This is a genomic window from Fictibacillus nanhaiensis (assembly GCF_042686385.1).
Taxonomy (GTDB): Bacteria; Bacillota; Bacilli; order Bacillales; family Fictibacillaceae; genus Fictibacillus; species Fictibacillus nanhaiensis.
Genome location: NZ_JBHUPF010000006.1, coordinates 875,921 through 902,861 on the forward strand (window position 1 = coordinate 875,921; position 26,941 = coordinate 902,861).

24 protein-coding genes are annotated in these 26,941 nt (G+C 39.0%); 18 read left to right on the plus strand and 6 right to left on the minus strand.

The window, feature by feature from the left end:
• Positions 1 to 275: 275 nt before the first annotated feature.
• Complete coding sequence (locus tag ACFS5O_RS07965; RefSeq protein ID WP_318300142.1) at positions 276 to 1,595, minus strand: murein hydrolase activator EnvC family protein; 1,320 nt, start codon at positions 1,593 to 1,595, stop codon at positions 276 to 278.
• 361 nt (positions 1,596 to 1,956) lie between these two features.
• On the opposite strand from ACFS5O_RS07965, the gene ACFS5O_RS07970 reads away from it, so the two are divergent.
• The 3 genes from ACFS5O_RS07970 to ACFS5O_RS07980 all read left to right on the plus strand — a co-directional run bounded on the left by ACFS5O_RS07970 (position 1,957) and on the right by ACFS5O_RS07980 (position 4,007).
• Positions 1,957 to 2,511 carry a sigma-70 family RNA polymerase sigma factor gene (locus tag ACFS5O_RS07970; RefSeq protein ID WP_082861478.1) on the plus strand — a complete coding sequence of 185 codons (555 nt, stop codon included), beginning with the start codon at positions 1,957 to 1,959 and terminating at the stop codon, positions 2,509 to 2,511.
• Between the two features lie 4 nt (positions 2,512 to 2,515).
• On the plus strand, positions 2,516 to 3,172 hold the full coding sequence (locus ACFS5O_RS07975) for a hypothetical protein (protein WP_205725415.1): 657 nt from the start codon (positions 2,516 to 2,518) through the stop codon (positions 3,170 to 3,172).
• Between the two features lie 70 nt (positions 3,173 to 3,242).
• On the plus strand, positions 3,243 to 4,007 hold the full coding sequence (locus ACFS5O_RS07980) for a DUF4931 domain-containing protein (RefSeq protein ID WP_205725416.1): 765 nt from the start codon (positions 3,243 to 3,245) through the stop codon (positions 4,005 to 4,007).
• Positions 4,008 to 4,022: 15 nt separating this feature from the next.
• Here ACFS5O_RS07980 and ACFS5O_RS07985 read toward each other — a convergent pair whose 3' ends face one another.
• A complete protein-coding gene (locus ACFS5O_RS07985) occupies positions 4,023 to 5,660 on the minus strand; it encodes a M20/M25/M40 family metallo-hydrolase (protein ID WP_205725417.1) in 1,638 nt (545 codons plus the stop codon).
• Positions 5,661 to 5,818: 158 nt separating this feature from the next.
• Here ACFS5O_RS07985 and ACFS5O_RS07990 point away from each other — a divergent pair, with 158 nt between their 5' ends.
• The 4 genes from ACFS5O_RS07990 to ACFS5O_RS08005 all read left to right on the plus strand — a co-directional run bounded on the left by ACFS5O_RS07990 (position 5,819) and on the right by ACFS5O_RS08005 (position 9,312).
• On the plus strand, positions 5,819 to 6,523 hold the full coding sequence (locus ACFS5O_RS07990) for an ABC transporter ATP-binding protein (RefSeq protein WP_205725418.1): 705 nt from the start codon (positions 5,819 to 5,821) through the stop codon (positions 6,521 to 6,523).
• Positions 6,507 to 7,820 carry an ABC transporter permease gene (locus tag ACFS5O_RS07995; RefSeq protein WP_205725419.1) on the plus strand — a complete coding sequence of 438 codons (1,314 nt, stop codon included), beginning with the start codon at positions 6,507 to 6,509 and terminating at the stop codon, positions 7,818 to 7,820. Before ACFS5O_RS07990 ends, ACFS5O_RS07995 begins: the two co-directional genes overlap by 17 nt.
• A gap of 119 nt (positions 7,821 to 7,939) precedes the next feature.
• Entirely contained in the window at positions 7,940 to 8,641 is a 702-nt protein-coding gene (locus ACFS5O_RS08000; RefSeq protein WP_205725420.1) for a Type 1 glutamine amidotransferase-like domain-containing protein, read from the plus strand.
• 65 nt (positions 8,642 to 8,706) lie between these two features.
• Complete coding sequence (locus ACFS5O_RS08005) at positions 8,707 to 9,312, plus strand: superoxide dismutase family protein (RefSeq protein ID WP_205725421.1); 606 nt, start codon at positions 8,707 to 8,709, stop codon at positions 9,310 to 9,312.
• A gap of 57 nt (positions 9,313 to 9,369) precedes the next feature.
• On the opposite strand, the gene ACFS5O_RS08010 is transcribed toward ACFS5O_RS08005, so the two are convergent.
• The 3 genes from ACFS5O_RS08010 to ACFS5O_RS08020 are packed head-to-tail and all read right to left on the minus strand — an operon-like array spanning position 9,370 to position 11,977.
• On the minus strand, positions 9,370 to 10,164 hold the full coding sequence (locus tag ACFS5O_RS08010) for an ABC transporter permease (RefSeq protein ID WP_318300143.1): 795 nt from the start codon (positions 10,162 to 10,164) through the stop codon (positions 9,370 to 9,372).
• A gap of 12 nt (positions 10,165 to 10,176) precedes the next feature.
• On the minus strand, positions 10,177 to 10,965 hold the full coding sequence (locus ACFS5O_RS08015; RefSeq protein WP_205725423.1) for an ABC transporter permease: 789 nt from the start codon (positions 10,963 to 10,965) through the stop codon (positions 10,177 to 10,179).
• On the minus strand, positions 10,949 to 11,977 hold the full coding sequence (locus ACFS5O_RS08020; protein ID WP_205725424.1) for an ABC transporter ATP-binding protein: 1,029 nt from the start codon (positions 11,975 to 11,977) through the stop codon (positions 10,949 to 10,951). The genes ACFS5O_RS08015 and ACFS5O_RS08020 overlap by 17 nt, the downstream gene beginning before the upstream one ends.
• A gap of 545 nt (positions 11,978 to 12,522) precedes the next feature.
• Here ACFS5O_RS08020 and ACFS5O_RS08025 point away from each other — a divergent pair.
• On the plus strand, positions 12,523 to 14,262 hold the full coding sequence (locus tag ACFS5O_RS08025; protein ID WP_205725425.1) for a mechanosensitive ion channel: 1,740 nt from the start codon (positions 12,523 to 12,525) through the stop codon (positions 14,260 to 14,262).
• Positions 14,263 to 14,395: 133 nt separating this feature from the next.
• Positions 14,396 to 15,124, plus strand: coding sequence for a ZIP family metal transporter (locus tag ACFS5O_RS08030; RefSeq protein WP_205725426.1), 729 nt, complete (start codon positions 14,396 to 14,398; stop codon positions 15,122 to 15,124).
• Positions 15,125 to 15,187: 63 nt separating this feature from the next.
• Here the strand turns inward: ACFS5O_RS08030 and ACFS5O_RS08035 are convergent, their stop codons facing one another.
• The gene (locus ACFS5O_RS08035; RefSeq protein WP_205725427.1) at positions 15,188 to 15,988 is read right to left on the minus strand and encodes a hypothetical protein; all 801 of its coding nucleotides are present in this window, start codon (positions 15,986 to 15,988) and stop codon (positions 15,188 to 15,190) included.
• Between the two features lie 370 nt (positions 15,989 to 16,358).
• On the opposite strand from ACFS5O_RS08035, the gene pyrH reads away from it, so the two are divergent.
• The 9 genes from pyrH to ACFS5O_RS08080 all read left to right on the plus strand — a co-directional run bounded on the left by pyrH (position 16,359) and on the right by ACFS5O_RS08080 (position 26,930).
• Positions 16,359 to 17,093, plus strand: coding sequence for a UMP kinase (gene pyrH / locus ACFS5O_RS08040; RefSeq protein ID WP_137791752.1), 735 nt, complete (start codon positions 16,359 to 16,361; stop codon positions 17,091 to 17,093).
• Between the two features lie 675 nt (positions 17,094 to 17,768).
• Positions 17,769 to 19,292 (plus strand): spore germination protein, encoded by a 1,524-nt coding sequence (locus tag ACFS5O_RS08045; RefSeq protein WP_205725428.1) that lies wholly within the window; start codon positions 17,769 to 17,771, stop codon positions 19,290 to 19,292.
• Positions 19,289 to 20,377: a Ger(x)C family spore germination protein gene (locus ACFS5O_RS08050; RefSeq protein ID WP_205725429.1), complete on the plus strand. Its 1,089-nt coding sequence runs from the start codon at positions 19,289 to 19,291 to the stop codon at positions 20,375 to 20,377. Before ACFS5O_RS08045 ends, ACFS5O_RS08050 begins: the two co-directional genes overlap by 4 nt.
• Before the next feature lie 131 nt (positions 20,378 to 20,508).
• Entirely contained in the window at positions 20,509 to 21,405 is an 897-nt protein-coding gene (locus tag ACFS5O_RS08055; RefSeq protein WP_205725430.1) for a hypothetical protein, read from the plus strand.
• Positions 21,406 to 21,554: 149 nt separating this feature from the next.
• A complete protein-coding gene (locus ACFS5O_RS08060; RefSeq protein ID WP_205725431.1) occupies positions 21,555 to 22,640 on the plus strand; it encodes a copper resistance D family protein in 1,086 nt (361 codons plus the stop codon).
• Between the two features lie 29 nt (positions 22,641 to 22,669).
• Complete coding sequence (locus ACFS5O_RS08065; RefSeq protein WP_205725432.1) at positions 22,670 to 22,918, plus strand: DUF2573 family protein; 249 nt, start codon at positions 22,670 to 22,672, stop codon at positions 22,916 to 22,918.
• Between the two features lie 84 nt (positions 22,919 to 23,002).
• Complete coding sequence (locus tag ACFS5O_RS08070) at positions 23,003 to 23,305, plus strand: hypothetical protein (protein ID WP_205725433.1); 303 nt, start codon at positions 23,003 to 23,005, stop codon at positions 23,303 to 23,305.
• A 5-nt stretch (positions 23,306 to 23,310) separates the two neighbouring features.
• A complete protein-coding gene (locus ACFS5O_RS08075; RefSeq protein WP_205725434.1) occupies positions 23,311 to 24,228 on the plus strand; it encodes a proline dehydrogenase family protein in 918 nt (305 codons plus the stop codon).
• A gap of 305 nt (positions 24,229 to 24,533) precedes the next feature.
• On the plus strand, positions 24,534 to 26,930 hold the full coding sequence (locus ACFS5O_RS08080) for a 3-hydroxyacyl-CoA dehydrogenase/enoyl-CoA hydratase family protein (protein WP_205725435.1): 2,397 nt from the start codon (positions 24,534 to 24,536) through the stop codon (positions 26,928 to 26,930).
• Positions 26,931 to 26,941 lie beyond the last annotated feature (11 nt).

Consider the following 26,941-nt stretch of genomic DNA (forward strand, 5'->3'; position numbering starts at 1 on the left):
GTGCGGTGAGCCACCTCATGCCTTCTTAGAATGCATTTTTGCTCCTGCGTCTACTAGCAATGCTACCGAAGTAAGCTTCCTCGTCGCATGCCTTGCGAGATGCTTATTCAAGCAGAAGGCACGCTAATCCCCCAGAAGTCTCCCACCTTACACTACAATGAACTTAGCAATGATGGCTTTAAAATAGTACACCTAAGCAACACCTTTTAGTATTGAGACATACAAAAAGACGCAGAGAGCTAAAATCTCTGCGTCTTTTGTATTGTATTTATAAATTATTGAAGGTATGGTCTTGGATCGACTGCATTTGATTTTGAGCCGTTCCATGGGCCTTTGTGTAATTCAAAGTGCAAATGCTGTCCTCTAGAAGCCCCTGTGTTACCTTGGTAGCCTAAGAATGTCCCTTGAGAGACAGACTGACCTTGGCTAACAGCAGGTGTAGATCTCATGTGTGCATATAGCGTTGTGTACAATTGCCCGTTAATAAAATGCGTTATATAAACAACGTTACCATAAGAACTAGAATAGTACGCTCTTGTAACCGTTCCAGAAGCTGCTGCTACGATTGGAACAGTGCTTCCACCTTGAGCGATATCCATTCCATAATGCATGCCCGCGCTTCTGTTACCAAAACCAGAAGTGATGATTCCTTGTGACGGCATGATAAAGTCACGACTTACTGGCGCTGGAGCAGGTGTTGGTGCCGGCGGTGGTGTTGGTGAAGGTGAAGAACTAGAGCCACTTCCAGAGTTGGATTTGTTCTTTTCTCTAGCTGCTGCTTCTGCACGAGCTTTTTCTGCAGCGGCAGCAGCAGCTGCTCTAGCTTCTGCTTCTCTCTTCTTACGCTCTTCTTCTTCACGCTTCGCACGTTCCATTTCAGCTTTAATGGCTGCTTCTTGTGCGGAAAGAAGTTCGTTTGTTTCATCTAACTGCATAATGTGATCATGAAGATGTTCTTCTTCCGTCTCTAGTTGAGCGAGAAGCGCATCCTTTTGTTTTTTCTGGTCCGTTAGCTTTTGGTTTAATCCTTCAAGTTCAGTCAAATCTGTATTTAGAGACAAGAGTTCACTTTCAACTTGTCCCTTTTTCTTTTCAACAGACTCTTTATCTTGTTTGTGCTCTTCTAAGATGGCTTTATCTTGTTCAGCAATCACGTTTAGTGCAAACACGCGATCAAGGAAATCACCGAAATCTTTAGAACCTAATACCACATCTAAATAATTTACCGCACCTCCGCTTTCGTACATGGAAGTTACGCGTTCTTTTAGAAGTGCATCACGTTCTTTGATTCTCTTTTTAAGAACATCAATTTCTTTTTTTAGTTTTTCAATAGAAGCTTTTGTTTCTTGAATGGTTTCTTTTTTGTTTCCAATATCGTTAAGAGTCTTGTTAATTGAACTCTCTAATTTTTGAATCTGATCCAATGTGTGGTCTTGTTGATTTTGATTTTTCTTTAGTTCACCCTGCTTTTCCGTTTGTTCAGAGCGATTCTTTTCTTTTTTCTCTTTTATCGAAGACAGAGTTTCTGCCGATACCGTATATGTACTGAATACTAGACTGAGAGACAGTGTAGCCATAACTAGCTTACGTTTCAAGATGGGTACTCCTCCTTGTAAGTGCAAATGTTGCCAATTTCTTTTCTGAAGTGATTATACCATTGATTAATCATCAGTTATCGCGAAATAATATTACATTTATATTTCAAAATATTACACTTTGAAACATAATTCGACTCTTAGGCTGTAGAGATTTGTCTGTATTAGGAAATAAAAAGGTAATATCAGCGCGTTTAACGAATGAAAGAGTAGGTACATAGAATGGGATTTCATTACAAAAATGAAGACAACTTAAGGTTAATAGACGAATAGATTTTGTAACGCAAGAGATAAAAAGTGAGTAAAACTATCACGATCATTCGTCAAAAGCATAGGAAACTGTTAAAGGAGGGGGAAGGACTTGAAGATCAATCGGGAATTTCATAATGAAGGCATAGATTCACACTCTCTGAGTCAGGAAGAATGGGTCGTACAGATCATGGATGTTTACCAAGACAAAGTGATAAGACTAGCTTATACATACGTTAAAGATCGAAAATTGGCTGAAGACTTAGCACAAGAAGTATTTGTGAAATGTTACATACATAAAGACAATTTTAGAAATGATTCCTCTGTTAAAACCTGGGTATATGCCATCACAGTAAACTTGTGTAAAGATTATTTAAGAAGCGGATGGAAGAAATACATTCACGTGATAGACCGATTTGGGAAATCGAAAGCATCCTCTGTTTTAACACCAGAACTTTCGATCGTTCAAAAAAGTGAACATGAAGCGTTAGCAGAACATGTATTAAAGCTTCCTCTTAAATATCGGGAAGTGATTCTTCTTTTCTATTATAAAGAATTAACCGTATGCGAGATCAGTGAAATCTTAAACAAGAAAGAAACGACGATCAGAACACTGCTTCAACGAGGAAGAGAAATGTTGCGAAGAAAAATGGAGAAGAGTAGGTGAGACCATGGAAGATCCGTTCAAGCAGCTGCCTGAAATATTGAACAACGGCCGTATGAGAACACTAACGTTTAAAGAGGAACAAAGACAGAAAGTCCTTCAGAGAACAAGGGATCTCCACAAGCCTCCTGCACCAAAAAGCATGTGGTATCACTGGTTTCATCAAAGTTTAAGTCTAGCTCTTGGCATAGCGTTCATCTTTATTTTTATTCAATTTGCAGAGAGCATGCCTTTTTCGCTTCAAGAGAAAAAAGAAGCTCAATCTATAGGTAAAATTCCTTATGCTAATCAAGCGATCTTAACAAAAGCTCGACATGATATGCGAAACCATCACAACATTTCAGGTGTAGTAGCCTCACAAAAAAAAGATACCCTTACTGTTTTTATTACGTTTCCCAAAGATCTAACACAAGAGAAACAGATATTCCTTGCTGAATCCTATTTAAAAGAAGTATCACACCTCACGTTGAACGAGCCATACGAAGTGCAAAAGAATTTGGGGGAGTTATGGAACTATGTTAATGTAAAAGTCTACACAACGCTAGAATCTGAAGACGACATGTTAAGACAACTGATGCACATTGAACAGAACTTCGAGTGGTTGGGTTCTATTAATAAGCATGACGGAATATTGAAATGGGAACGTATATCTGGATATAATTAAACAATAAGTTAAAGGTTTTCATGAGAACAGCTAGAAAATAGATAGGAAACAAGCAAAAGCGGTGAAAAGAATGAAAAAAACACATATTAATTTTTTTACAGAAGTAGGAGCTCAAAAGCCTAATAGTATAAGAAATAAAGAAACACCTTGTCCGTTTTGTCGTATCGATGAGTTAGAGGAAGTCTTGGATAAACAAGATTCAATCATTCTAGTGAAAAATAAATATACCGTTCTTGACGGGGCCTTCCAAACTGTCTTGATTGAAACAGATGAATGTGAAGGTGAACTCTCAAACTATTCAAAAGAGCATCTTTATAAAGTCCTTCGTTTTGGTCTTAAACATTGGGGGAACATGTTAAACAGCGGTAAATACACGTCGGTGATGTTCTTTAAGAACCACGGTCCTTTATCAGGTGGAACGATCCGTCATCCTCATATGCAGATCATTGGATTAGATGAAGTAGATTGTCTTCATGACTTTTCCGAAAATCAGTTCAAAGGACTGACGATCCTAGATAAAGAAGGGGTCCGTTTTACCGTATCGACTGAACCAAGAGTTGGATTCTATGAACTGAATGTCATATGGGATAAAGACGCAGAACTTTCTTTATACGCGGACTGTATTCAAGCTGGAACTCATTTTTTGCTGAATCATTTCCATAGAAGTTGTACAAGTTATAATCTTTTCTTTTATAGGCATAACGACAGAACATTTTGCAAGATCATGCCTCGTTTTGTGACTTCACCACTTTATATGGGGTATGGTGTACAGCAAGTAGCGAACAATATAGAGGGTATTGCCAAAAGCATTAAAGATATATACTTTAAAGCATAAGAAAACCAGATCTCCTCAGATCTGGTTTTTTGCTTGATCAAATAACGTTTCCATCGCAAATATGATTAATGGGTGCGTTTCATCCATAACTTTGTTGATCTCGAGCCGCTCTGTCCATTGATGTGCATCCTTACCGAGTGGACCAATGTTAATGACCGGAATATCGAGTTCTCTCATATCATCAAACGGAATATGATAGCGAGATCCAAGCAATGGGAAGTTGCTTGTGAAAGATGACAAATCACGAGAATCTCCATGAAATCCAATATAACTCAAGTCCGATAAGCCACTAAAATAGTGGACATTAACGAGTTCGCTGTTGAACGTATTTTTCGCATGATTGACTACCTCATCAGAAGTGGCTTTAATGAGCGGGTGATCGCTTGAACATACAGCTGGATAAAAAGGCGGTGTGTAGAACAAGACGATCATCGGAGAGATGTCTCTGCAAAGACTTGCTAACTCAAATACATATTGTATCGTCAGCTCTCTCTCATCTGCGTTCGGATTGTTTGTCTGAAGCATGTTCTCTCTGCGATCAAGCTCTTCTTGTCCATATTTCGTTACGGCATGTTCATAGAGTTCATTAAAAGTCAGTACTTTAATTTTTTCTTTTTTCGGAGTGAAAGGTACGATCTTAGAGACATTTTTGCTTCTTTCAAAGAGACGGTCTTCTAATCGAAGTGCTGCGCTTTTTGCACTACTTATTAACATATCTGTAATATCGGATAGCGATCGATTAAACAACATAAGATTAAACAGCGTTACAGCTGCGTGTGGTATTTGCACAGAATAGTGATCCTTTAAATCTTTTTGGATCAAGTTGGTTGGTACAGGAGTAGCCTCCTCACGAAACTTCTCTACATAATCGACGTTCCATTCTAGTTCTCTTGTAATCTCAGCAGCCATCACATTACCGTTCATACCTGCAAGTGGCTCACCTACGTGAGTCTCTTTGCCATAACATAGAAAACCAGGCAGAATCTTTCCTGTTGACCCAGTATACATGTAAGAAGATGTATCTCCGGGGTATTTTGTGAAGCTTGGTTCTCCGTTAAAACATGTGATGTATTTGATATCATACTCCTCTTGAAGCTGCCGTAAGACACTGACACCCGCAAGCATCCCTTCAGAATGAACTTCTTCATCCGGAACAGAAATCATGAGTACGTTTCCTTTAAAATGACCGGTTGTCGCTTTTTCAATCATGGACATATGAAGGGCAACGCCAGCTTTCATATCCATGATGCCCCGACCGAATAGCCATTCTCCCCTATTCAGATCATCCTGAACAAAAGTATGAAGCAGTTCTTTATTTTCGATGATCTTTGCAGTCAGTTCTTCTGGCCGAAAAGCAAGATGTTTCCATTCACCGAAATCTTCAACTGAAACAACATCAAAATGGCTCAGCAGAATAATAGTTTCTTTGATCGAAGGATCATTCTGTACAAATGCAGTGATTAATTTTCTACCATCTGGAAGAGGATGATGGCGAACGTAATCAGGATGTTTCGTGAAATAATCCAATGATGAAAGTGTATGGTGGAGGTGTTCAGCCATAAACAATTCTCCATCGTGATGGGTAATGCTAGGGATTGAAACTAAATCTTTTAATAACCTCTTGTATCCTTCTTTAGTTTGCCACTTTAACATATGTGTACCTCCTAGATGTATGTATTTGTTACCTATACTCTTCTTTCCCTGTAAATCCTTCTTTAAAAAGTTTTTTGGAATGTATTGACAGTTAGATAAAAGAAATGGTATATGTGTATTATATCAAATAGTACACTTAGTTCATGGAGGGGTTCAACATGATTTCTGTAAGGGATTTATCATATGCGTTTAAAATTGGTAAGAAAGAAAAAGAGAATGTCATACCGGTTTTGCATCATGTCGATCTACATGTAGCAGAAGGTGAAATTGTAGCAATCATAGGAAGAAGTGGATCAGGAAAGTCGACTCTATTAAACTTAATCTCTGGTTATATTAAATCGCAAACAGGAGATATCGTGATTAATGGGAAACAGGTAAGCAAACTATCTGAATCAAAATGGGCTGAATTTCGATTAGAGCATCTAGGTTTTATTTTTCAAAGCTTTCAGCTGATTCCTAGCATGACTGCCTACGAAAATGTAGAGCTTCCATTGGTACTTAAAGGCGTTAGCGAAAAAGATAGAAAAGACCAAACTTTAAGAATGTTAAAGAGGGTCGGACTTGACCAGTATCAGAGTCATTATCCTGGTGAACTTTCAGGAGGTCAGCAGCAACGCGTAAGTATTGCTCGTGCACTAATCCTGAATCCTCCTCTTATCTTGGCAGATGAACCAACCGGAAGTCTTGATTCTGAGAATGAGAGAGAACTATTAAACTTTATTAAAGAATTGAATGAAAAAGATGGAATTACGTTTTTAATCATCACGCATGATCATGAAGTAGCTTCGATCGCTCATCGAAAAGTGGAGATCAGAGACGGTTACTTAAGAGAAGGGAGCATGCTTTATGAAGTTCAAAGATAAACATCGATTTGTAAAAAGTAATATGAAAAGAAACAAGACTCGTGTATGGATGACGATCCTCGCATCTACGATGGGATGTGCTTTTTTGATCATGCTCGCTTCTGTAGGTTTTGCGATACATAAGACAGCCATAGATGATGTGATGAGCTATCGGTTGATGAACGAGATCGAAATTCAGAAAGAAAACGGTCCTTTAGTTGAGAAAGACGTGAAAAATCTTGAGAAGATTAAAAATGTTAAAGCGGTTAGTCGAAAGAAATATGTACCTGCGAGCGAAATGTCACTAGGAGAATACACCGTATATGCTGAAGTAAACAGCGCAAATATACCTTCTGAGAGAAAAGCGGGTTTGCAGCTTGAAAAAGGAAGAATGCCCAAGAGTAAAAATGAGGTTATTATCGGACACCATTTTGCTCAAGAATTAAGAAAAGAGATGCCTGAAAACTTTACAGAAGGAATGAGTGAGGAAGAGGCACAAAAGAAGATGAAGGAATTAGCTTATGATAGAGATTTGTTAAATCAAACATTAACTTATCATATGAAGGTAGATCAGCCAGAGAGTAAAACAGATGCAGAAATAAAAACGGTACAAGTAAAAGTGGTGGGGATCAAGGAGAAACCAAAAAAAGAATGGATGATCGACAGTTCGGTGTTGATTACGGATGATCTTCGTGATGAAATTATGCCTCTATTGAGTGAGATGGATCCTGAACTTAAGAACAACGACGATTCTTATAGTTCTGTCAAAGTATACACATCTTCAGCTGAAGATGTTAAAGCTGTATCTGAAAAGATTAAAGATAAAGGGTACCTCACTTATTCTGTTGTAAGTGAACTAAAAGAGCTAAATATCTATTTCACACTGTTTAAAGCAGGTCTTATTTTTATCGGTGGTATTGCTGTGCTCATTGCTTCTATCGGAATATTTAATACGATGACGATGGCTGTTACGGAACGTTCTCAAGATATCGGTATCATGAAAGCGATAGGCGCTACGCCAAAAACCATCAAACGCATCTTCCTTTTAGAGAGTGGATACATCGGATTATGGGGAGTTGGTTTAGGCACACTATTAGCCTATCTCATCAGCTATGGAGTCAATTTTGCGCTTCCTATCATCGTTGAACAGTTTATGAACGAAAAGCCACCTGAAGATTTTATTTTATCTTACATTCCGTGGAGTCTGACTGCAATCGCCGTAACGATCTGTATGAGTGTAACTTTACTTTCTGGTTGGCGTCCAGCAGCCAAAGCTACCACAGTTGATGTATTAAAAGCGTTAAGAAGAGATGTTTAGAAAAGAGCACCAGCCGATATGACAATTCGGCTGGTGTATTCTTTTTGTTTAAGCCACTGCTTTAAAGGATAAGTTCTGCTCGAGATCGAAAAGAATATAACAGAGGAGTGAATGAACATATGAAACAAAACAACAGGAAACAGATTATTGCTATGGGTGGCGGTGGCTTTTCCATGGAGCCAGAAAATAAGAGATTAGATCGCTACATTCTGAAGCAAAGTAAAGCTGATCGACCTCGCATTTGTTTTATTCCTACAGCAAGTGGAGATTCAGATGGTTATATCGAACGATACTATACAGCGTTTCAATCCGAAGAGTGTGAACCTACACATCTTTCTTTATTTTCACCACCCGAACATTTGCAGACATTTGTAGAGCAACAAGATATTTTTTACGTGGGTGGGGGCAATACAAAAAACCTTCTAGCGTTATGGAGGGAATGGAAACTAGATGTTCTTTTAAAGAAAGCCTATGAAGATGGAAAGATTTTAGCGGGACTTAGCGCGGGATCTCTCTGCTGGTTTGAAGAAGGCGTAACCGATTCGTTCGGCCCATTAGCTAAACTTGATTGTTTAGGTTTCATCAAAGGAAGTCATTGTCCACATTATGATGGAGAAAAAGAGCGAAGACCTGCTTATCACAAATTAATTACAAATGGACTCAAAACGGGGTATGCTGCAGACGATGGTGCAGCACTTCACTTTGTGAATGGGGAATTACATAACGTTGTAAGTTCAAGAGAACATGCGAAAGCTTATTTTGTAGAATATGATGGAGAGAACGTGAACGAACAGGAGCTTGAAACACTTTTTTTAAAATGAAGGTTTAAAGTTCTGATGATTGGGCGGAAAATGTACTATTCGTTAATCATCAGGAGGTAAATGCTTTGAAGAAATTAGGAATGGTTTTGTTTTACATGGTGCTCTTACTCCTACTCGCATCATGTGGAAACAAAAATAAAGAAGACGAACATAAAAATCATGATATGGAAGAGTCCAAAGCAGAAGCGCCATCTCAAGCTGCATCTAGTAAGGTAAAAGGCGGATCTTATATCGTTAACCTTGTTAATGCAAAGGGAGATAAAGCGGGAGAAGCAACGTTAACTCAAACGGGAGATGGCGTTAAGGTGGAAGTGAACGCGACTGGGGTAAAACCTGGTGAACACGGCATCCATTTTCATGAAACAGCAAAGTGTACACCACCGGACTTCAAGTCAGCAGGATCACACTTTAATCCTACCGAAAAGAAGCATGGATTTCTGAATCCGAAAGGACCACACGTGGGAGACATACAAAATGTGAAGGCGGATAAAAGTGGAGTCGTAAAAGACGAAGTAGTATCTAATCTCGTGACACTTTCTGAAGGCAGTGACAACTCGCTTTTTGCTAACGGTGGAACATCACTTGTTATTCATGACAAGGCGGATGACTATAAAACAGATCCTTCAGGAAATTCAGGAGATCGTGTATTGTGTGGAGTTATTAAAAAGTAAGGCTATTAAAAACAAAGGTGGTCCCTTATCAGTTAGGATAAGGGACCACCTTTTCATTTAACTTCCTGTACTCGTAAATGCCTTGAGCCCTCTATTCCAAAACCAGTATGCAATGATGCAAGAGAAGATGGCTACAACTGGTGTTAAGAGAGCCAATCTTTCAAATCCTGAACCTTTGATAAAATAGGCTGCAGGATAAAATGCAGTAAACCCATACGGAACAATCCACGTTAGGAAGTGACGAATCCCTTTATGATAGATTGTTAAAGGATACCGAGCAAAATCACTTAAATTAAAGATCGTCCAAACAATTGGTAGACTGTCGACCATCCAAAACGATAACGTCGCAAAGAAGAGATTGATCGCCACAAAAATGAAACCTGATGCGATAATCATAACAACCAGTATAAAAAATTCAAGGATTCCCCATGAGATGCCTAAGTGTGGCATAGCTGTACCGATGACGATAATCCCGATGAACAACTGGCCAAAACCATCTTGCTGCAAACGGTCGGCAATAAAATGAAAAAGCGGATTGATCGGTCTGATCAAGAGACGATCAAACTTACCGGGTCGAATATACTGCCAACCAAGTGTCCACAGATTATCAAAGAAAATATGATGAATGGAGCGGCCAGTAGCAGCAATTCCGTAAATAAATAAAATTTCATAAAAGGTCCAACCGTTCAAAGCATGGATATGATCGAAAACAATTTTTACGAAGAAGATTCCTGCAAACTGCTGAAGCATGACAGAAAGGACGCCGAGTAAAAAATCCATTCGGTACTCCAACATAACTTTTAAGTTTTGTTTGCAAAATAAATAATATAACTTTGTATACCTTGATAGCATGCGTGCCACCTCCTAACCTCCAAAAATAGTAACTTTTTTTATCGCGATCGACCATAATATCCTTAATAGGACAAAAAGTGAAACTACCCAAAAAATTTGTGATCCGAGCGCAAGCCAAGCTTCTGTACCTGTCAGTATGCCGGTGTAGATGGCAACTGGTACATAGACCATCGCTTGGAACGGCAGGAAAAGGCTGATCGTTTGAAACCACTCGGGAAATAAGATGAGTGGAACGAGCGCGCCGGAAAAAAAGGAGATAACGGCTTCTTTCATAACTTGAAGACCCCAAAGATTTATGGTCCAAAAGGCGAGGATCGCAATCAATAGATCAAAAAAAGTACCAATCCAAATACCCATGAATGCACTAAATAAGAATAAAAGACCGCTCTGCCAAGTACTTGGCAATGTGATATCCATAAAAATAAATGCAAGAATGCTAAGTGGCAGAGCACCGCGTACGAAATGAATCACTTTATCACCTAGATCCATAGCAACCAAGCGAGTAATCAAGTTGTATGGCCTCATCAGTTCAATGGCAACATTTCCGTCTTTGATCGTATGTGCCAGTTCCTGTCCTACGCCTGATACAAACATCTGTAGAAACATTGCAATGATAATATACGTAATCATGCCTTCAAAAGGAAGTCCTTCTATTTCCGTTCGGCTGCTGTATACGGCTTTCCAAAAGAAATAGATGACAAGCATCCGTAGCAGAATAGAAAAAGTATTAGCCCAGAACCATGCTGAATAGGCAGCATGTACTTGCATCTGCACTCTAGCAAACTCAATGTATTTCCTCATGCTGAACCTCCTTCTTCATGCCTCTTCCGTAAATCTCTTCTACAATTGTTTCAATCTTTGCATCGGCGATGGTTAGATCAGCAACAGAATAATGATTCATCATCGTATGGATGACTTCTGCACCAGAGATATTTTTATTGCTGAACGAAAGAGATACAAGATGAGGATCTTCATCGCTTCTTGGAAGAACCTCTGTTACCTCACTGATTGTCTCTGGCAACACAAAAGAATCAGCAGCATCTTCTAGTTCAAAATGAATTACGCGCTTATCACCGAACTGCGATTTGATATCTTGGATAGACCCATCATAGATCACACTTCCATCATCGATGATGATGATTCGCTGACAGATCTCTTCGATGTCCTGCATGTCATGAGTGGTGAGAAGCACAGTTGTGCCGTATCTAGCGTTCATCTGCTTGATGAAAGCACGAATTCGAACCTTAACCGCTACATCCAATCCGATTGTAGGTTCATCCAAATAGACTACTTTTGGTCGGTGTAAAAATGCAGCAGCAAGTTCACAGCGCATCTTTTGTCCTAATGAAAGCTGTCTTACAGGAATACCGAGCAACGGCTCTAAATGAAGTACATCAACGAACTCTTTTAAAGTCTCTTCATACTGCGCTTGAGGAATCTCGTATATGTGTTTAAGAAGTTCATAGCTTTCTCTTACAGGAATATCCCAAAATAGTTGTGTACGCTGACCGAAAACGGCTCCGATATGACTCGCATTTTGTTGCCTGTTCTCATAAGGAATGATGCCGTTTACCTTAACTTCACCTGAAGTTGGGGTGAGTATGCCGGTTAACATCTTAATCGTTGTCGATTTGCCAGCACCGTTCGCTCCAATATATCCAACCATCTCTCCTGCTTTAATATGCATGTTAATCTTCTTAACAGCTTTTTTTGTTTCAAATTTTCTATGAAACAATGATTTTATAGCTCCTCTTAATCCAGGATCTCGCTTTGCGATCTTATAATGTTTTTCTAAATTTTTTACAACAATCATGTTCGTTCTCCTTAAAAATGGACACAAAAAAACCACAGACCAATACCTGCGGATATGTGTGCATATGTAATTTTTGCTCACCAAAAAAACGCGTCAGGTTATGAAGGGATATGAAGTTAGTTTGATTGAATGATAGAAATCCACATGTTATCCTTCTCCTTTTTGAAAACGGTTGCACTAAGTATACCTAAAAGTAAGTCAAATGTAAAATATATCCTTGTTTTCGGATAGAAAGCTCTAGTTTAACGAAATCAAGCTTTGGGAAAGTAGAGCTAATGTAGACGTTTTTATGAAAGGCTCTTTTTTATACTATTGTTGCTTTTGATTTTCTATTAAAGATCATCATTGACAAGTTGATTGTAGTGTAAGGTGGGAGACTCCTGGGGGATTAGTGTGACAGGTGAGACACCTTCAGGCGCAAAGCGTCAAGGTGGCTCACCGCACGCCCCCCGGAAAGCGAGCACCTGGAACGGAAATCAACCACTATCGAAGAGCATCAGTGAATAGAAAAACAGCCTTATTAAATGAGAAAAAGGAGGACAAACATGTACGATTACAATGGAGTTACAGATTCTTGGATGGCTTATTTAGGTAGATTGCCAGATTTGCTTCTTGCTATTTTAGTTTTATTAATTGGTTGGCTAATTGCCTCATTGGTTGCAAAAGCAGTTAAAAAAGCATTACACAAAACGGATTTTGACAACAAAGTTGCGAGGTGGATGAAGCCTGATACCCATGAAGATCAAGTGCAACAAACGCGCACCAGCAAATATTCTTCTGAAGAAGTGATCAGTAAGGTTGTATTTTGGATCCTTATGGCAGTAGCCATTGTCATGTTCTTGAACATGCTTAGTCTTCCGTATGTCGCACAACCGATCTCCAATGCATTAGGTGTGATTGCGGCAGCGATTCCTAATTTACTAAAAGCTGCACTAATCGCGGCAGTAGCTTGGTTGATCGCCTCTGGTTTATCAATACTAGTCAGAAAGTTAGGCCAGAATACCCGATTTGAAAGGTTATTACACCGTTGGAAGCTGACTCGTGATCCTCGTCAATCTGACAAGGCTGTTTTCTCAGCATCAAAAGCTGTATTTTACCTCACATTGTTATTGTTCCTGCCAGCAGTATTATCTGCATTAGGCATTGATGCCATTTCAGAACCATTGGAAGGCATGCTAACAGGTCTCTTCGCATTCTTACCAAAACTGCTCGGAGCGGCAATCATTCTTTTTGTAGGGTGGTTGGTTGCTAAAATCGTTAAAGAAATCATTGTGAACTTCTTACAGAGCATTGGTACAGATCGTTTAGCTTCAAAACTAGGTGCCGAACGTGCACTGGAAAAGACTTCTCTTTCTCAAATCATCGGAACCATCGTATATGTATTTATCTTAATTCCAGTTGTTATTTCAGCTTTAGAAACACTGGATATCAATGGTATTTCTGGACCAGCAATCGGTATGTTAGGTCAGATCATGGACATGATTCCAAATATCATTGTTGCTATCCTTTTAGTAGCAGTTGGATTATGGCTTGGAAAATGGGTGAAACAAGCTGTTACCTCTTTATTAGAACGAGTGGGATTCAATGGCATCTTTCATAAGATGGGGCTTGGATCACTTCAAAAAACCAATCAGACATTTACGATTTCTGAAATGATTGGATATGCGGCTCAAGTCGTTGTGGTGCTGCTGTTTACGATTGAGGCGCTTCAGCTAGTTAAACTAGAGAGCTTAGTCAATATTTTATCAGTTGTACTAGCGTATATCCCGATGGTGTTAACAGCTGTGTTAATACTAGGAATCGGTTTCTATGCAGGAGACCTTGTGAAACGTGTTGTTCAGAGTATGATCAAACAGCAAACAGAAGGGAAGCTGCTTGGCAATATCGCGAAGTATACGATTATCACACTTGCTTTCTTTATGGCTCTTGATCAGCTCGGAGTAGCGAAAACAATCGTAAACGCTGCATTCATCCTCATTTTAGGTGGATTTACGATTGCGTTTGGTCTAGCCTTTGGACTTGGTGGTCGCGAAGCGGCTGGACGTACTCTTAATAAGTGGAGCAGAAAGATGGAAGAGACAACGATTCAAAGTCCAGACCCAGCACAATGGAAAGACAAGACGAGTTTAAAAGATTTCCGTACAGACTCATCTAAGCCGGAAAGCAATCTTATCGATGTGGATATAAATAAACCCCATACAATCGCGAAAGATCGTCAATTTGATCACTTAAACACACCAAGTGATGAATTTGGTATAAACAATAAACCAAAACGAAATGAGTAAATAAACTAGAATGAAATCGGCTCATAGAGGTGAAACTATCCCTTTATGAGTCGTTTTTAATCTGTTTTGCAGTTGTACTTTTAAGACATTGCTTATTAGATAGGATTATAAATGAGGAAAGGAGTTAAACACGATGCTACTTGCCGCCTTTTGGGGAGGAATAGCGGGTTCTGCTGTACTTTTAGGATGTTTTTCAGCGCTAGCTTTTCGTATTCCTAAAAAATGGACAGCTTGGATCATGGCTTTTGGAACAGGAATATTAATAGGTGCCGTTTCTTTTGAACTTTTGATCGAGGCAGTAGAGCAGAGTGATTTAATCGTAACTTCTGCCGGCTTTATTTTGGGAGCAGCGATCTTTACGGGCATTAATAGTCTTCTTGCCAAAAAGGGTGGTCATGAAAGGAAGAAGTCAGGCGATAAGAAAACCAAAGGCGTAGGCATGGCTATTTTCCTTGGAACATTGTTAGATGCCATTCCAGAATCTGTTTTGATTGGTGCAAGCTTGATCGATCATAGCAAAGTAAGCTGGCTCCTTGTCGTGGCTATTTTCTTAAGTAACTTTCCTGAAGGGCTTTCAAGTTCAATAGGATTGTTAAGAGAAGGTTTTTCTCGTCGAAAAATTCTTGGGATGTGGCTTTCTGTTTTTGCTATATCTGCACTAGCCGCTTTTCTTGGGTATCTCTTGTTAGAGAATGCTTCTGTAGCTTCACTATCGTTGATCGGTGCTTTTGCAGGAGGTGCCATCATGGCGATGGTAGCGTCAACCATGCTTCCAGAAGCACATGAAGATGCGGGAGTAGCGGTAGGTTTTATAACTTCCCTAGGACTTTTATGTTCGATGCTTCTAACTCATTTATCATGAATGGAAGGACAAAATTGAAAAAAGCTGCCAAAAGTAAAAACTTTTGAACAGCTTCATTTATGATTAAAGCTTGAACCAGCCTCTAGATTCTAAATCGTCAGAGTTTCTCTTCTTGTGTTTCTTTTTCTTCCAATGATCGTGTGTTGAGGAAGACTCTTTACACCAGCTAGAAGATGAAGATGAAGATGATGATGAAGATGATGATTCTTTTTTGCACACCAGTACAGAAGAACTGGAAGAAGATGAAGAAGATGAAGATGATGATGATGATTCAGGTTTGCACCATACTACAGATGAACTAGAGCTCGAACTTGAGCTTGAACTTGAACTTGAACTTGAAGAAGATTCTGGCTTACATTCTTCTTTTTTCTTGCAGCAAGGCTTTTCTTTTCTACAGCATAAGATTCTACAATTGCTGCTTTCGTCGTCACCAATTTCGCCTGCTTGCGTAATAAAGTTGATAGAGCCGATCGCGATGATTACGAGTTCGTCGTCTTCTACGACTTGAATGGATGTACGGTTAACACGAGTTAGAACGCCTTCAACTTCGCCATCATCGTCACTTCCGTCATTCACTCTTACTTTACAATTGATTAGTTTTCGTAAGATGCTTTGGAACGTATCATTACAAACTTTCTTACGGTCCTTGTTGCAACAGTTTCTGTCTGTTGCTACTGAAACGGATCTTACATTATTTAAAGGAAAGTAAAGAACCTCTCTGTCATCTGTCTTGATTGCTATAAAGTCTCTTCCAACACAGACTAATTTGCCGGATTCTTCTACATCTTCCCCTGCTCTGACTGTTACATGCTTACATAATAAATTGGCAAGCTCTCGAGGTGAGAGTTTGTTTTTACAATTCAAAATATTGCCTCCTGGTAATGGTATTGACTATTTCTTGTCCATGCATTATATGTAACAAGTTTCGAAAGTGCATATGACACTTGTCTATATATAGAAGTTTTAAAACTTATTTTTTTCGTTTTACGAGTTTTGGTGATTATAGGAAGGGTTTTTTAAAAAAAATCAGTAAAATTTCACCCAAATTCAAATTTTTGTATATAATGATTGGAAAGAAGAAAAGAGGAGGGATTGTAATGAAGGGAACTCGATATAAAAGTACTCATTTCCTTACAATCCATCTTATTCGAAAGGACAGATGACATATTTATTGTCGTTTGTTCTTTTTTTGTATCCCGTTTTCTCTATGTGTATGAAGAAGGAGGAAAAGCAGATGCGTTACAAAAGAGTACTGATTAAATTAAGTGGTGGGGCACTTGCAGGGCAACAAGGATCAGGTTTTGATCATCTTTCTTTAAACCATATTGCAAAAGAAGTATTATCTGTTCTTGAAAAAGGGATTGAAGTGGCCATCGTTGTGGGTGGAGGGAATATTTTCAGAGGAAATTTAGCAGAGTATTGGGGCATTGAAAGAGTAGAAGCTGATCAGATCGGAACGCTTGGAACGGTCATCAATAGCTTGATGCTTAGAGGGGTTTTGAAGAGTAAAATAGACCAAGAAGTAAGAGTGATGAGTTCTGTTCCCATCAGTGCCGTAGCGGAACCATATATTCGCTTAAGAGCGGTACATCATTTGAACAAAGGATATGTCGTCATTTTTGCTGGAGGTAATGGTCAACCCTATGTTACTACTGACTATCCAGCGGTTCAAAGAGCGCTAGAGATGAACTGTGATGCGATTCTATGCGCAAAGCAAGGTGTGGATGGTGTGTATGATAGTGATCCTAATCGTTTCAAACAAGCAAGAAAATATGCAACTTTGCATTATGACGAAGCGATCAGAAATAATTTAAAAGTGATGGATCAATCTGCTCTTATTTTAGCTCGTGATCATGGATTGCCGATTCACCTCTTTGATTTTAACCAAGAAGGATCGTTTCTTAAGATCTGTAATGGTGAAGATGTAGGGACGTTCATCAGTCACAATATAGAAACAGCTCTCGTATAAATACGTTTTTAAAGGCTGTTTTTAGAGTATTCACTGGTGCTTGAAAGTAGTTGATTTCCGTTTCAGATGCTCGCTTTCCACGGGGCGCACGGTGTTCGAAGAAGTATGTGTGCTCCTGCGTCTACAAGAAAATCCTACCGAAGCGAGCTTCCTCGTCGCATGCCTTACGAGAAGAATTTGCAGAGTGGCTGGCACGCTACGCGCCGTTAGGAGTCTCCACCTGTCTAGATGCAGTGGCTAGCCCCTCGAGGTCAAAAGTTAAACGGTCAAGAAGGCAAAGTACGCCTTCATACCCATTCAACTTTTGCTAGACGGGGCTGAACGAGCCACTTTCACTTTTCAGACTGACCGCTCGTCCCGTAGGAGTCTTGCATCTTTCACTCGAATCAACTTATCAAGAAGTTTAAAATAAAAACCACCACAACTAGTAGTTCTATGCCCAAGACAAATGTTCACTGGCCTGATTCTACTAGAGTACCTTCCTGCTTCGTCTAAAAGTAACGTTATAAAATTTCTGTTGTATGATTGCAAAAAAGCTTCTAGTGTGGTAGGTACTTTAATCAAATTTCATACATGATTATTAAAAAGTATTCCGGTCATGGATTGGGATGCTTTTTTGTATATTTCTATACACCTCATCTCATATTAAGAAGTAGAAAAGAGGTGTGAGACGTCATGATGAAATGGTTAAAAAAGAAGCCGAAAGAGCAGAGTCATACGATCGATCTATCGGATAATACGTATAGCGATATTAGAGAGCTAGTAGATAATGCGAAGGAGTCTGCTGATTTTATCCATTATCCTCAAAAGACGGTACATCATCATATTTATATTTCTTATTATAAAGCGATGATTGATGGAGAACTGCTCCACCGAGACCTGCTTCCGTATTTAATCCATAGCAAAGATTTTAGACACATCAAAGATTTAAAAGATATCTTACCGATTGAGAGCGTTACGATTACTAATGATATAAAAGAGATTCAAAATAAGCTGTTACGAGGCTTTATCGTGGTTCAACTCGGTGAATACGACGAAGAATGTGCCGTGATTCGGGCAGAAAACTTTGCTACAAACCGACCCGTATCTGTTTCTGAAATTGAGTTTTCTGTTATTGGACCGAAAGAAGCCTTCATTGAGAATTTAGACAGCAATCTATATTTAATTCGAAGACGATTGCCAGTTCCTGAACTTCGATTTAAAGAAGTAGTAATCGGAAAATTTTCTAAAACACGTGTTATTATCGCTTATTTAGAAGGTGTTGCTGAAAAAGAGAACTTAAACACCGTCATGCAACGAATAAAGGATATTGAGCTAGAAGTCATTCCGGATAGTTCCTACTTAGAGCAGATTATATCGGATAATACGAAATCGGTGTTTCCTCAGCTCGTCACAACCGAACGACCAGACAGGGTTGTAGCCATGTTGAATTATGGTCAAATTGCGATTCTCTCAGAAGGTTCACCTCAGGCTCTACTGGGGCCAACGGGCATCTCGGAATATTTTGCATCACCAGAAGATTATTATTTATCATGGCTCTTGGGATCATTGTTCCGATTCATCCGATTTATTTCTGTTATTTTTTCAACTTTTGCAACACCGCTTTATGTAGCCGTACTAACTTACCACTATCAGATGATCCCTAAAGATCTATTAGCACCTTTAATCTCGTCACGCGTGAACATTCCATTTCCGCCTATATTAGAAGTTCTGTTTTTAGAATTGACGATTGAGCTGTTGCGGGAAGCAGGTGCACGTCTTCCTACGAAAGTTGGTCAAACACTCGGGATTGTAGGAGGTATCGTAATCGGACAGGCTTCTGTTGAAGCGGGATTAACGAGTAATATTCTTTTGATCATTGTTTCTTTATCTGCTCTAGCATCGTTTACGACACCCATCTATAAAATGGCGAATACGATTCGGATCCTCCGTTTCCCATTCATCTTTTTTGCAGCACTTTGGGGCGGGGTGGGGATTGTAATCGCAATGTCATTTATCCTAGTCCATCTTCTCCGTCTAGAATCATTAGGCAGACCATATTTACAGCCAATCTATCCGCCTCGTTTGTTAGATATGACGGATACGATTTTTCGACTGCCCTATAACAGACTATTGAAGCGTCCGATCTCATTAGGAACTACGCTGCCATCTAAAGATAAAGTGAAAGAAATGAGAAAGAAAAAGGACATTGACGAATGAAAAATAATTATAGGGTTTGTATTCTTTTTCTAATCTTTATTCTCGCAGGATGTGTACCAAAAGAGATCATTGATGAAGTCCAGCTCATACATGCCATCGGTTTTGATAAAAAGCCGGATGAAAATACTCAAGGTACGATTACGTATCCGGTGTTTAATATGGATGGAAATGTTAGGGTTGAAACTTTATCAGCCGTATCTCACACGAGTCGATTTATCCGGTCCAAACTGAATACACAGTCTCCTAAGACCCTGACGACAGGTCAGCTTCGTGTGGTATTGTTCAATGATCGATTTGCTGAAAAAGGGATTCTAGAGATCGTAAATTCCCTATACCGAGATCCTAACGTAGGAAATCGTCTTTTTCTGACTGTTGTAGATGGGAATACGAAGGAACTGTTAACAAAGAAATATACCGCATCTGCTCTCCCATCCATGTATTTGGCCGATCTACTCGATCAGAATATTAAGAGTGAGAATCTGCCAAAAACAAATCTGCACGTGTTTCTATACAGCTATTATGGAGAAGGGATGGACCCTTTCTTACCGATCGTAAAAACACATAAAAAATCGATTCAGCTTGAGGGAGTCGCTTTGTTTAAAAGAGATAAGTATGTTGGTAAGCTAAATCATAGACAATCTTTTGCTTTTAAAGTGCTTCTTGACGGCTCTAAATCAGGTAACTATGAGGTAGAAATCAAGAAAGATAAGAGAAAGGGCCATGCTGTAATTCGAAATATTAAAGGAACGACAACCTACGATATAAAAAAGGTGAACGGAGTTCCTCAGTTTAATGTGAAAATGAAGATACTCGGAGAGATTCATGAGTATCCGCATTGGTTGAACCTAGAGCAGCCGGAAAACATCGCTCTTATTAAAAAAACGCTAAGAAAACAATTACAAGATGAAGCACAGGGGATCGTGAAGAAGTTTCAAGAATTACAAGTAGATCCTCTTGGACTAGGTGATCAAGTGAGAAGGAGAGAAAAAGGTTGGGATTATAAAGTATTTCAAAAACAATATCCTTCAATAAAAATACATTTAACAACTGAAGTAGATGTAGTTGAAACAGGAGTTATTGAATAGTGTAAATAAACAGCGTTCCGTAGTTTGGGTCGCTGTTTTTTTGTATTTCTGCGGACAAAAAAAGAAAACCATCGCGAATGTTTATATGGTTATTCCTTTATAGGGATAACGATTTAAAGGGGGCAATTGATTTGAAAACAACAGATGAGAAAATTAAAATTCGTAATCATTGGTTCAAAATTATTCTAATCAGTCTAATATCGCTAGTATTCTTGTACAAATTAGTGATTACAGAATTTACGTTTCATTTTTCAGACTTGCTCGCATTTCTTGTAGCTATTTTTGCCATCGGGATTTGCAGTATGTTTTATGTGAAAGTAAATGAAGCACTCATGGCTTTTGTTTCGGCTGGAAAGTCTGTTATGCCAATGGCTAATAAAAGTAAGTTAGAGCCAGAAACACAAGAACAAAGAGTAGAAGAAGTTTACATACAAGATGAAAACGATGAAGTTACATTAACAGAATCTGAAGAAGAAGAGCTTGTACGAGAATTGTTATCTCAAGAAGAGCAGATTAAACGTATGAAACAAGTTCAGAATGAAGTGAAAAACCGCTTAGTAACGGAAGACCTTCATGAAGAAGATAAGAAAGATTACATAGATTATTTGCTGCAAAAAGAAAAAGAGATCATGTTAGCAAAACAAGAGATTATCCGAATTACAACATTATTAGAACCTTTAGAAGGACAAGTACAAGAAGATATAGAAGAGTTCGAACAAGAATATGTTGAAGAAGAATACATAGATGAAGAAACGGCTCAAACTGGAAACGCGAAAGATATCGTCCAGTTGTTAGGCAAAGAGTTTGTATTAAATGCGAGTTTAGAGCAATTTAATCACAAGATGAGAGAAATTCAGCACTCTATCACGATTGAAACAGCGAATCAATTAAAAGAAGAAGGACTCATTGATCCGTATTTTAACGTTACTCGTAAAGGGTTGAAAGAGTTTAGACGTGCCGCAAGGAAATTTAGCTATGGTGATGGAGTAAAATTCTTATCCAAAGTCGTGCAAAGAGGAAACCGATAATAATATGAGAAAGCTAACAGAGGCGAGAAAGACGCTGTTCTGTTAGTTTTTTTTATTTAAGATTTCATTTTATTGTCATTCTTAAACTTTTATTACTTTCCAAATCACTGATACAATAAAGCTTAGATCGTTATGAAGGAGCTTATTTCATGTTTATTGTCGCTAAAGCCATGTTATATGTTTGTTTTACCTTGTTAATGGGTGCGTTTATCTTATATTCAGTTCCACGAGAAAGCCGTCCGAGTATTTTTATTTCGAAAAAGTTTATCTTACTTTTAATAGCTTTCACCCCATTGTTTGGAATTGGGGAGCTTATTAGACTTACCATGCATCTTGGAGAAGATTTCGGATATTGGATGACGTTCCAGAATATCGTTTTTAGTTTTGAAGTAGGAAAGGGTTGGCTTTTCTTAACCGGAATTTCTGTTCTTTTGTTCTTTATGGTTTTATTTAATGATATAAAAGAAGATCGATTCTTTGCCGGATTAGCCGTCTTTTTGACAACGGGCATGGGAATCTCCGTCGGTTATGCGAGTCATGCAGCAAGCCTAGAATCGTTAGGATTCTTAGCTCACTCGTTGCATTTTATAGCTGTGATCACGTGGTCGGGGGTACTTCTCGTAAGTGGGTATTTTAGCAAAGGCGAAGGGCCAAGTCTGTCATTCTATAAATGGTTCACACCTTTAGCTGTGGGCTGCTTAGTCACTGTAATTGGTGCGGGCTTGTGGTTAATGAACTATATCGTCCCTCAATATGTGAACAGTTATTTGTTAGACTATGGACAAGCACTGTTGATCAAACACATTCTTTTGTTGATTATCGTGCTCTATAGCCTGATCAACGGAATATGGCTTAAAAAGAGGTTAAAAGAGGGTACGACTGGATTAGCACTTAACAAATGGATAAAAGCCGAAGGAATCTTCTTGTTTTTAGCTTTTGTAACAACAGCGGTGATGACACAGCAAACACCACCACATGATGTAGCGGATACATTAAAGATGGAAGAACCTTCTAGACTGTTTACTCTATTCTCGGGAATCGTTCCTGGGGATAATCCTATGCTTTCCTTTGACTTCTCAGTGATGAGTCTTGTTTGGCTAGCGGGTGCTGTCGTACTTGTCTTATCTGTTGTTGCCACGGTTAAGCAAAACAAAAGTATAGTACTTGCAATAGTCGCTTCTATCCTAGCAGCGAGCGCTACTTATCTAGCCATCATATCTTCTGTATCACTTTAAAATCTAAATAATCTAGGGGGTAGTTAACCGTGGATGATCAATTAAAACTTCAGCTAGATGGTTTAATAGAAAAATTTGCTGAACTTCTTCTAGGAAACTCAGATCCAAAGCATGTAGAGATGGTAAAAACGTACGCTCTTTATTCGTTCATCGCTAAGAGTATGCCGCCATTAGTAAAGCATTGGAACGAAGAGTATCCAGATGCTAAGGAAGCAATGAAAAACCTTGTTCATGAGATAAAAGAATTGAATGAAAAGCACCGAAACGAACAGAAATAAATAAGATATAACCATGAGGCAGTCATAAAGACTGTCTTTTTTATCGTAATCACCTCCTTTTCTGCTACTTTCGGTGATAGGAAGGTGATTAAAGGTGGTGAGAAGACGTATTCAGGTGAAACAGGACGTGTTAGCCGTGAAACTAGCTCTAGTATAGGTGAAACTAGGTCATTTACCGGTGAACGTGTAAGAAATATAATAACACGTACCGTAAAAATCAGTTTAACTGTCTCAGTAAAACATGATTTAAAACTTTTTCTCATGAAAAATATTTTTAATATTGCAAAATCGACAATATTCGCAAAAAAAATGATATATTTAAAGCGGTTACATCATAGAGAGAATTTAACCAATCTTATTTTATATTTTGAGGGTATTAGGGGGTAATTGGATTGGAACAACTTATGCGCAATTTTTTCTTATTTCTTGCTAAAAATAAATCGTTAACCAACCTTGCTAAAAGATACGGTCTACGTTTCGGGGCAGGTCGTTTTGTGGCAGGTGCAACACTTGAAAGTTCCATTACGGCTATCAAACGTTTAAATGAAAAGGGAATGCCAGTTACGATTGATCATCTTGGTGAGTTTGTCGATAATGAACGCGAAGCCGCCGAAATGACGCAGCATTGTATAGATGCGATTAAAGCCATCAGTAAAGAGAAGTTGGATTCGCAGCTATCTTTAAAAATGACTTCCATGGGACTAGACATTAGTGATGAACTTGTTTTGAGCAACATGAGAAAGATTATGGATGCAGCAACCAAACATAATGTTTTCATCACGATCGATATGGAAGACTATTCACGTTGTGAAAAAACGCTAGAAATCTTTAAGATGCTAAAAAGTGAATACGATAACATTTCAACGGTTATCCAAGCTTATTTGTACCGCTCATTAGAAGATGTTCAAACATTAGATGAATATCATCCGAACCTGCGATTAGTGAAAGGTGCTTATAAAGAACCGCAAACTGTCGCATATCCGGAAAAGAGCGATGTAGATAATAACTTTAAAAAGCTGATCGAAACTCATCTTTTGAACGGGAACTATACAGCGATTGCAACACACGATGATGAGATCATTCAATATACAAAAGATCTAGTTGAAAAACACAAAATTCCTTATGATCAATTCGAGTTCCAGATGTTGTATGGCATTCGTGTAGAGCGTCAGGATCAACTGATGCAAGAAGGCTACAAAATGCGAATTTATGTACCGTACGGAAACGACTGGTACGGGTATTTCATGAGACGTCTTGCTGAACGGCCGGCAAACGTTGTGTTCGTACTAAAAGGTGTATTCGGAAAATAAATAGTATGCAAGAGGAGTCTGTGTTAAACACAGACTCCTCTTTTATTTAAAGATCGAAAATCAACTACTTTCAATAGCAACAATGAATACGAAAACAGCCTTTTAAAACGAAGAACTTTATCGATAATCCTTTAAATAAACCATAGGCATCACACCTGCATAAGATGGAAAGGAAAGTTTACAAAAGAAAAAACCCTCAACTATTGCTAAAATTCAGAATATATTTTATATTGGATGTAGGGTAATTAATTTTTTTATGGATAAAAAATGAATGAGCATTCATTCAATAAAGGAGGAAGACCATCTTGTCTCGTGAAATCCGAAAAGCTGCCGTACTGGGTTCTGGTGTAATGGGATCAGGCATAGCCGCTCACCTAGCAAACGTCGGAATACCAACATTACTATTGGATATTGTACCGCCTTCTTTAAGTGAAGAGGAAAAAGCAAAAGGGATTACGGAAGATCACCCTGCATTCCGCAACAAATTCACTCTATCTGCCACGCAAAAATTATTAAAACAAAAACCTGCTCCACTTGCGGTTAAAGAAAATCTCGAATTAATTTCGATCGGTAACCTTACCGATGATCTTGAGAAATTAAAAGATGTAGACTGGATCATTGAGGTAGTTGTTGAACGCCTAGATGTGAAACAAAAACTTTTTGAAAAAGTAGATCAATATAGAAAACCTGGAAGTATCATCACTTCAAATACATCAGGAATCTCGATTTCGGCTATGGCTGAAGGACGGTCTGAAGATTTTAAAGCCAATTTCTTAGGAACACATTTTTTCAATCCGCCACGATACTTAAAGCTTCTTGAAATCATTCCGACAGAAGATACGCAACCAGAAGTTGTTCAATTCATGCGTAGCTTTGGTGAGAACGTACTTGGAAAAGGAGTAGTTGAAGCGAAAGATACACCTAACTTTATCGCGAACCGTATCGGAACATATGGATTGATGATCACGATGCAAGAGATGATGAAACAAGGATATAGTGTAGGTGAAGTTGATTCGGTTACAGGACCTTTGATTGGTCGTCCTAAATCTGCAACGTTTAGAACGCTTGATGTTGTTGGGTTAGATACGTTCCTTCATGTTGCGAAAAATGTGTATGAGCAAGTTGACGGGAAAGAAAAAGAAGTGTTTGAGATTCCTGACTTCTTGAATGAGATGGTAGACAAGGGCTGGACGGGAAGCAAGACAGGTCAAGGCTTCTATCTGAAACAAAAAAGCAAAGCAGGTAGTGAAATCTTGGAGCTAGATCCTGCTACGTTAGAATATAAACCACGTTCCAAAATGAAGACAGCAACACTAGAAGCTGCAAAACAAATGAAAACAACTAACCAAAAAGTGAAAGCGCTTTTATATAGTGATGATCGTGCAGGTAAACTTCTATGGGACATCATTAAACCGGTTCTATTATATTCTGCAGAAAAGTGTTATGAAATCGCTGATGATCTTGTAGCGATCGACCAAGCGATGAAATGGGGATTCGGATGGGAGCATGGTCCGTTTGAAATTTGGGATGCGATCGGCTTACCACAATCAGTAGAACGAATGAAAGCTGAAGGAGAGACAGTTCCTGGCTGGGTAGAAGAACTTCTTCACTCTGAAAAGAATTCGTTCTATACAAAAACGAATGGTGATCGCTCTTACTACCACCACGGAAGCTATCTTCCTGTGGAAGAGAATAAAAAAGTTGTTCATTTAAGCCGTTTAAAAGAAAAAGGCAATGTGATCACAAAGAATGGTGGAGCAACATTAATTGATCTTGGTGATGATGTTGCGGGCCTTGAGTTCAATTCTCCGAATAATGCGATCGGACCTGAAATCATTATGATGCTTCATCAGGCGATCGACGAAGTAGAAAAGAACTACAAAGGGTTAGTCATCGGAAACCAGGGCAAGAACTTCTGCGTTGGTGCCAACTTGATGCTTATCCTTATGGAAGCACAAGACGACAATTTCTTTGAACTCGATATGATGGTTCGTCAATTCCAACAAGCGATGGCAAGAGTTCGCTATAGTGCAAAACCTGTAGTAGCAGCTAACTTCGGTATGACACTCGGCGGGGGAGTTGAAGTATCGCTTCCTGCAGCAAGACTTCAAATGTCATCTGAAACGTATATGGGACTTGTTGAAACGGGAGTCGGCTTGATTCCTGGTGGAGGCGGAAACAAAGAACTTTATCTTCGCTTATTAGAGCAACTGCCAGAAGGGGCGAAGGGAGATCTGCAAAAAGTAGCGAACCAAGCATTTGAAACGATTGCGATGGCGAAAGTGTCTACTTCTGCTCAAGAAGCACGTAAGTTAGGATTCTTACGAAAAGAAGATAGTATCTCTGTAAACGGCGATCATCTCTTACATGATGCGAAGACACAAGTGCTTGCGTTAGAAAGCCTTGGCTATACACCGCCTGTTAGAAAGAAGATTCCAGTGGTTGGTGAAGCAGGATATGCAACGCTTGCTTTAGGAGCACAGACGATGCACTTCAGCCAATACATTTCAGAGCACGATCTAAAGATCGCAAAGAAACTAGCCTTTGTTTTAGCTGGAGGAAGAGTGCCAGAGGGAACATTGGTAGACGAACAATACTTACTAGATTTGGAGAGAGAAGCATTCCTAAGTCTAGCTGGAGAACCGAAGAGCCAGGCAAGAATGCAGCACATGCTTGTTAAAGGCAAGCCGCTAAGAAACTAAGGGGGGAAGAA

Bases quoted from the DNA above. Each gene is read 5' to 3' on its own strand.
- ACFS5O_RS08000 (WP_205725420.1), top strand. From the start codon at position 7,940: ATGAAACAAAACAACAGGAAACAGATTATTGCTATGGGTGGCGGTGGC.
- ACFS5O_RS07975 (WP_205725415.1), top strand. From the start codon at position 2,516: ATGGAAGATCCGTTCAAGCAGCTGCCTGAAATATTGAACAACGGCCGT.
- ACFS5O_RS07985 (WP_205725417.1), bottom strand. From the start codon at position 5,660: ATGTTAAAGTGGCAAACTAAAGAAGGATACAAGAGGTTATTAAAAGAT.
- ACFS5O_RS08025 (WP_205725425.1), top strand. From the start codon at position 12,523: ATGTACGATTACAATGGAGTTACAGATTCTTGGATGGCTTATTTAGGT.
- ACFS5O_RS07990 (WP_205725418.1), top strand. From the start codon at position 5,819: ATGATTTCTGTAAGGGATTTATCATATGCGTTTAAAATTGGTAAGAAA.
- ACFS5O_RS08020 (WP_205725424.1), bottom strand. From the start codon at position 11,977: ATGATTGTTGTAAAAAATTTAGAAAAACATTATAAGATCGCAAAGCGA.
- ACFS5O_RS08015 (WP_205725423.1), bottom strand. From the start codon at position 10,965: ATGAGGAAATACATTGAGTTTGCTAGAGTGCAGATGCAAGTACATGCT.
- ACFS5O_RS08010 (WP_318300143.1), bottom strand. From the start codon at position 10,164: ATGCTATCAAGGTATACAAAGTTATATTATTTATTTTGCAAACAAAAC.
- ACFS5O_RS08045 (WP_205725428.1), top strand. From the start codon at position 17,769: ATGATGAAATGGTTAAAAAAGAAGCCGAAAGAGCAGAGTCATACGATC.
- ACFS5O_RS08060 (WP_205725431.1), top strand. From the start codon at position 21,555: ATGTTTATTGTCGCTAAAGCCATGTTATATGTTTGTTTTACCTTGTTA.
- pyrH (WP_137791752.1), top strand. From the start codon at position 16,359: ATGCGTTACAAAAGAGTACTGATTAAATTAAGTGGTGGGGCACTTGCA.
- ACFS5O_RS07980 (WP_205725416.1), top strand. From the start codon at position 3,243: ATGAAAAAAACACATATTAATTTTTTTACAGAAGTAGGAGCTCAAAAG.
- ACFS5O_RS08030 (WP_205725426.1), top strand. From the start codon at position 14,396: ATGCTACTTGCCGCCTTTTGGGGAGGAATAGCGGGTTCTGCTGTACTT.
- ACFS5O_RS07995 (WP_205725419.1), top strand. From the start codon at position 6,507: ATGAAGTTCAAAGATAAACATCGATTTGTAAAAAGTAATATGAAAAGA.
- ACFS5O_RS08050 (WP_205725429.1), top strand. From the start codon at position 19,289: ATGAAAAATAATTATAGGGTTTGTATTCTTTTTCTAATCTTTATTCTC.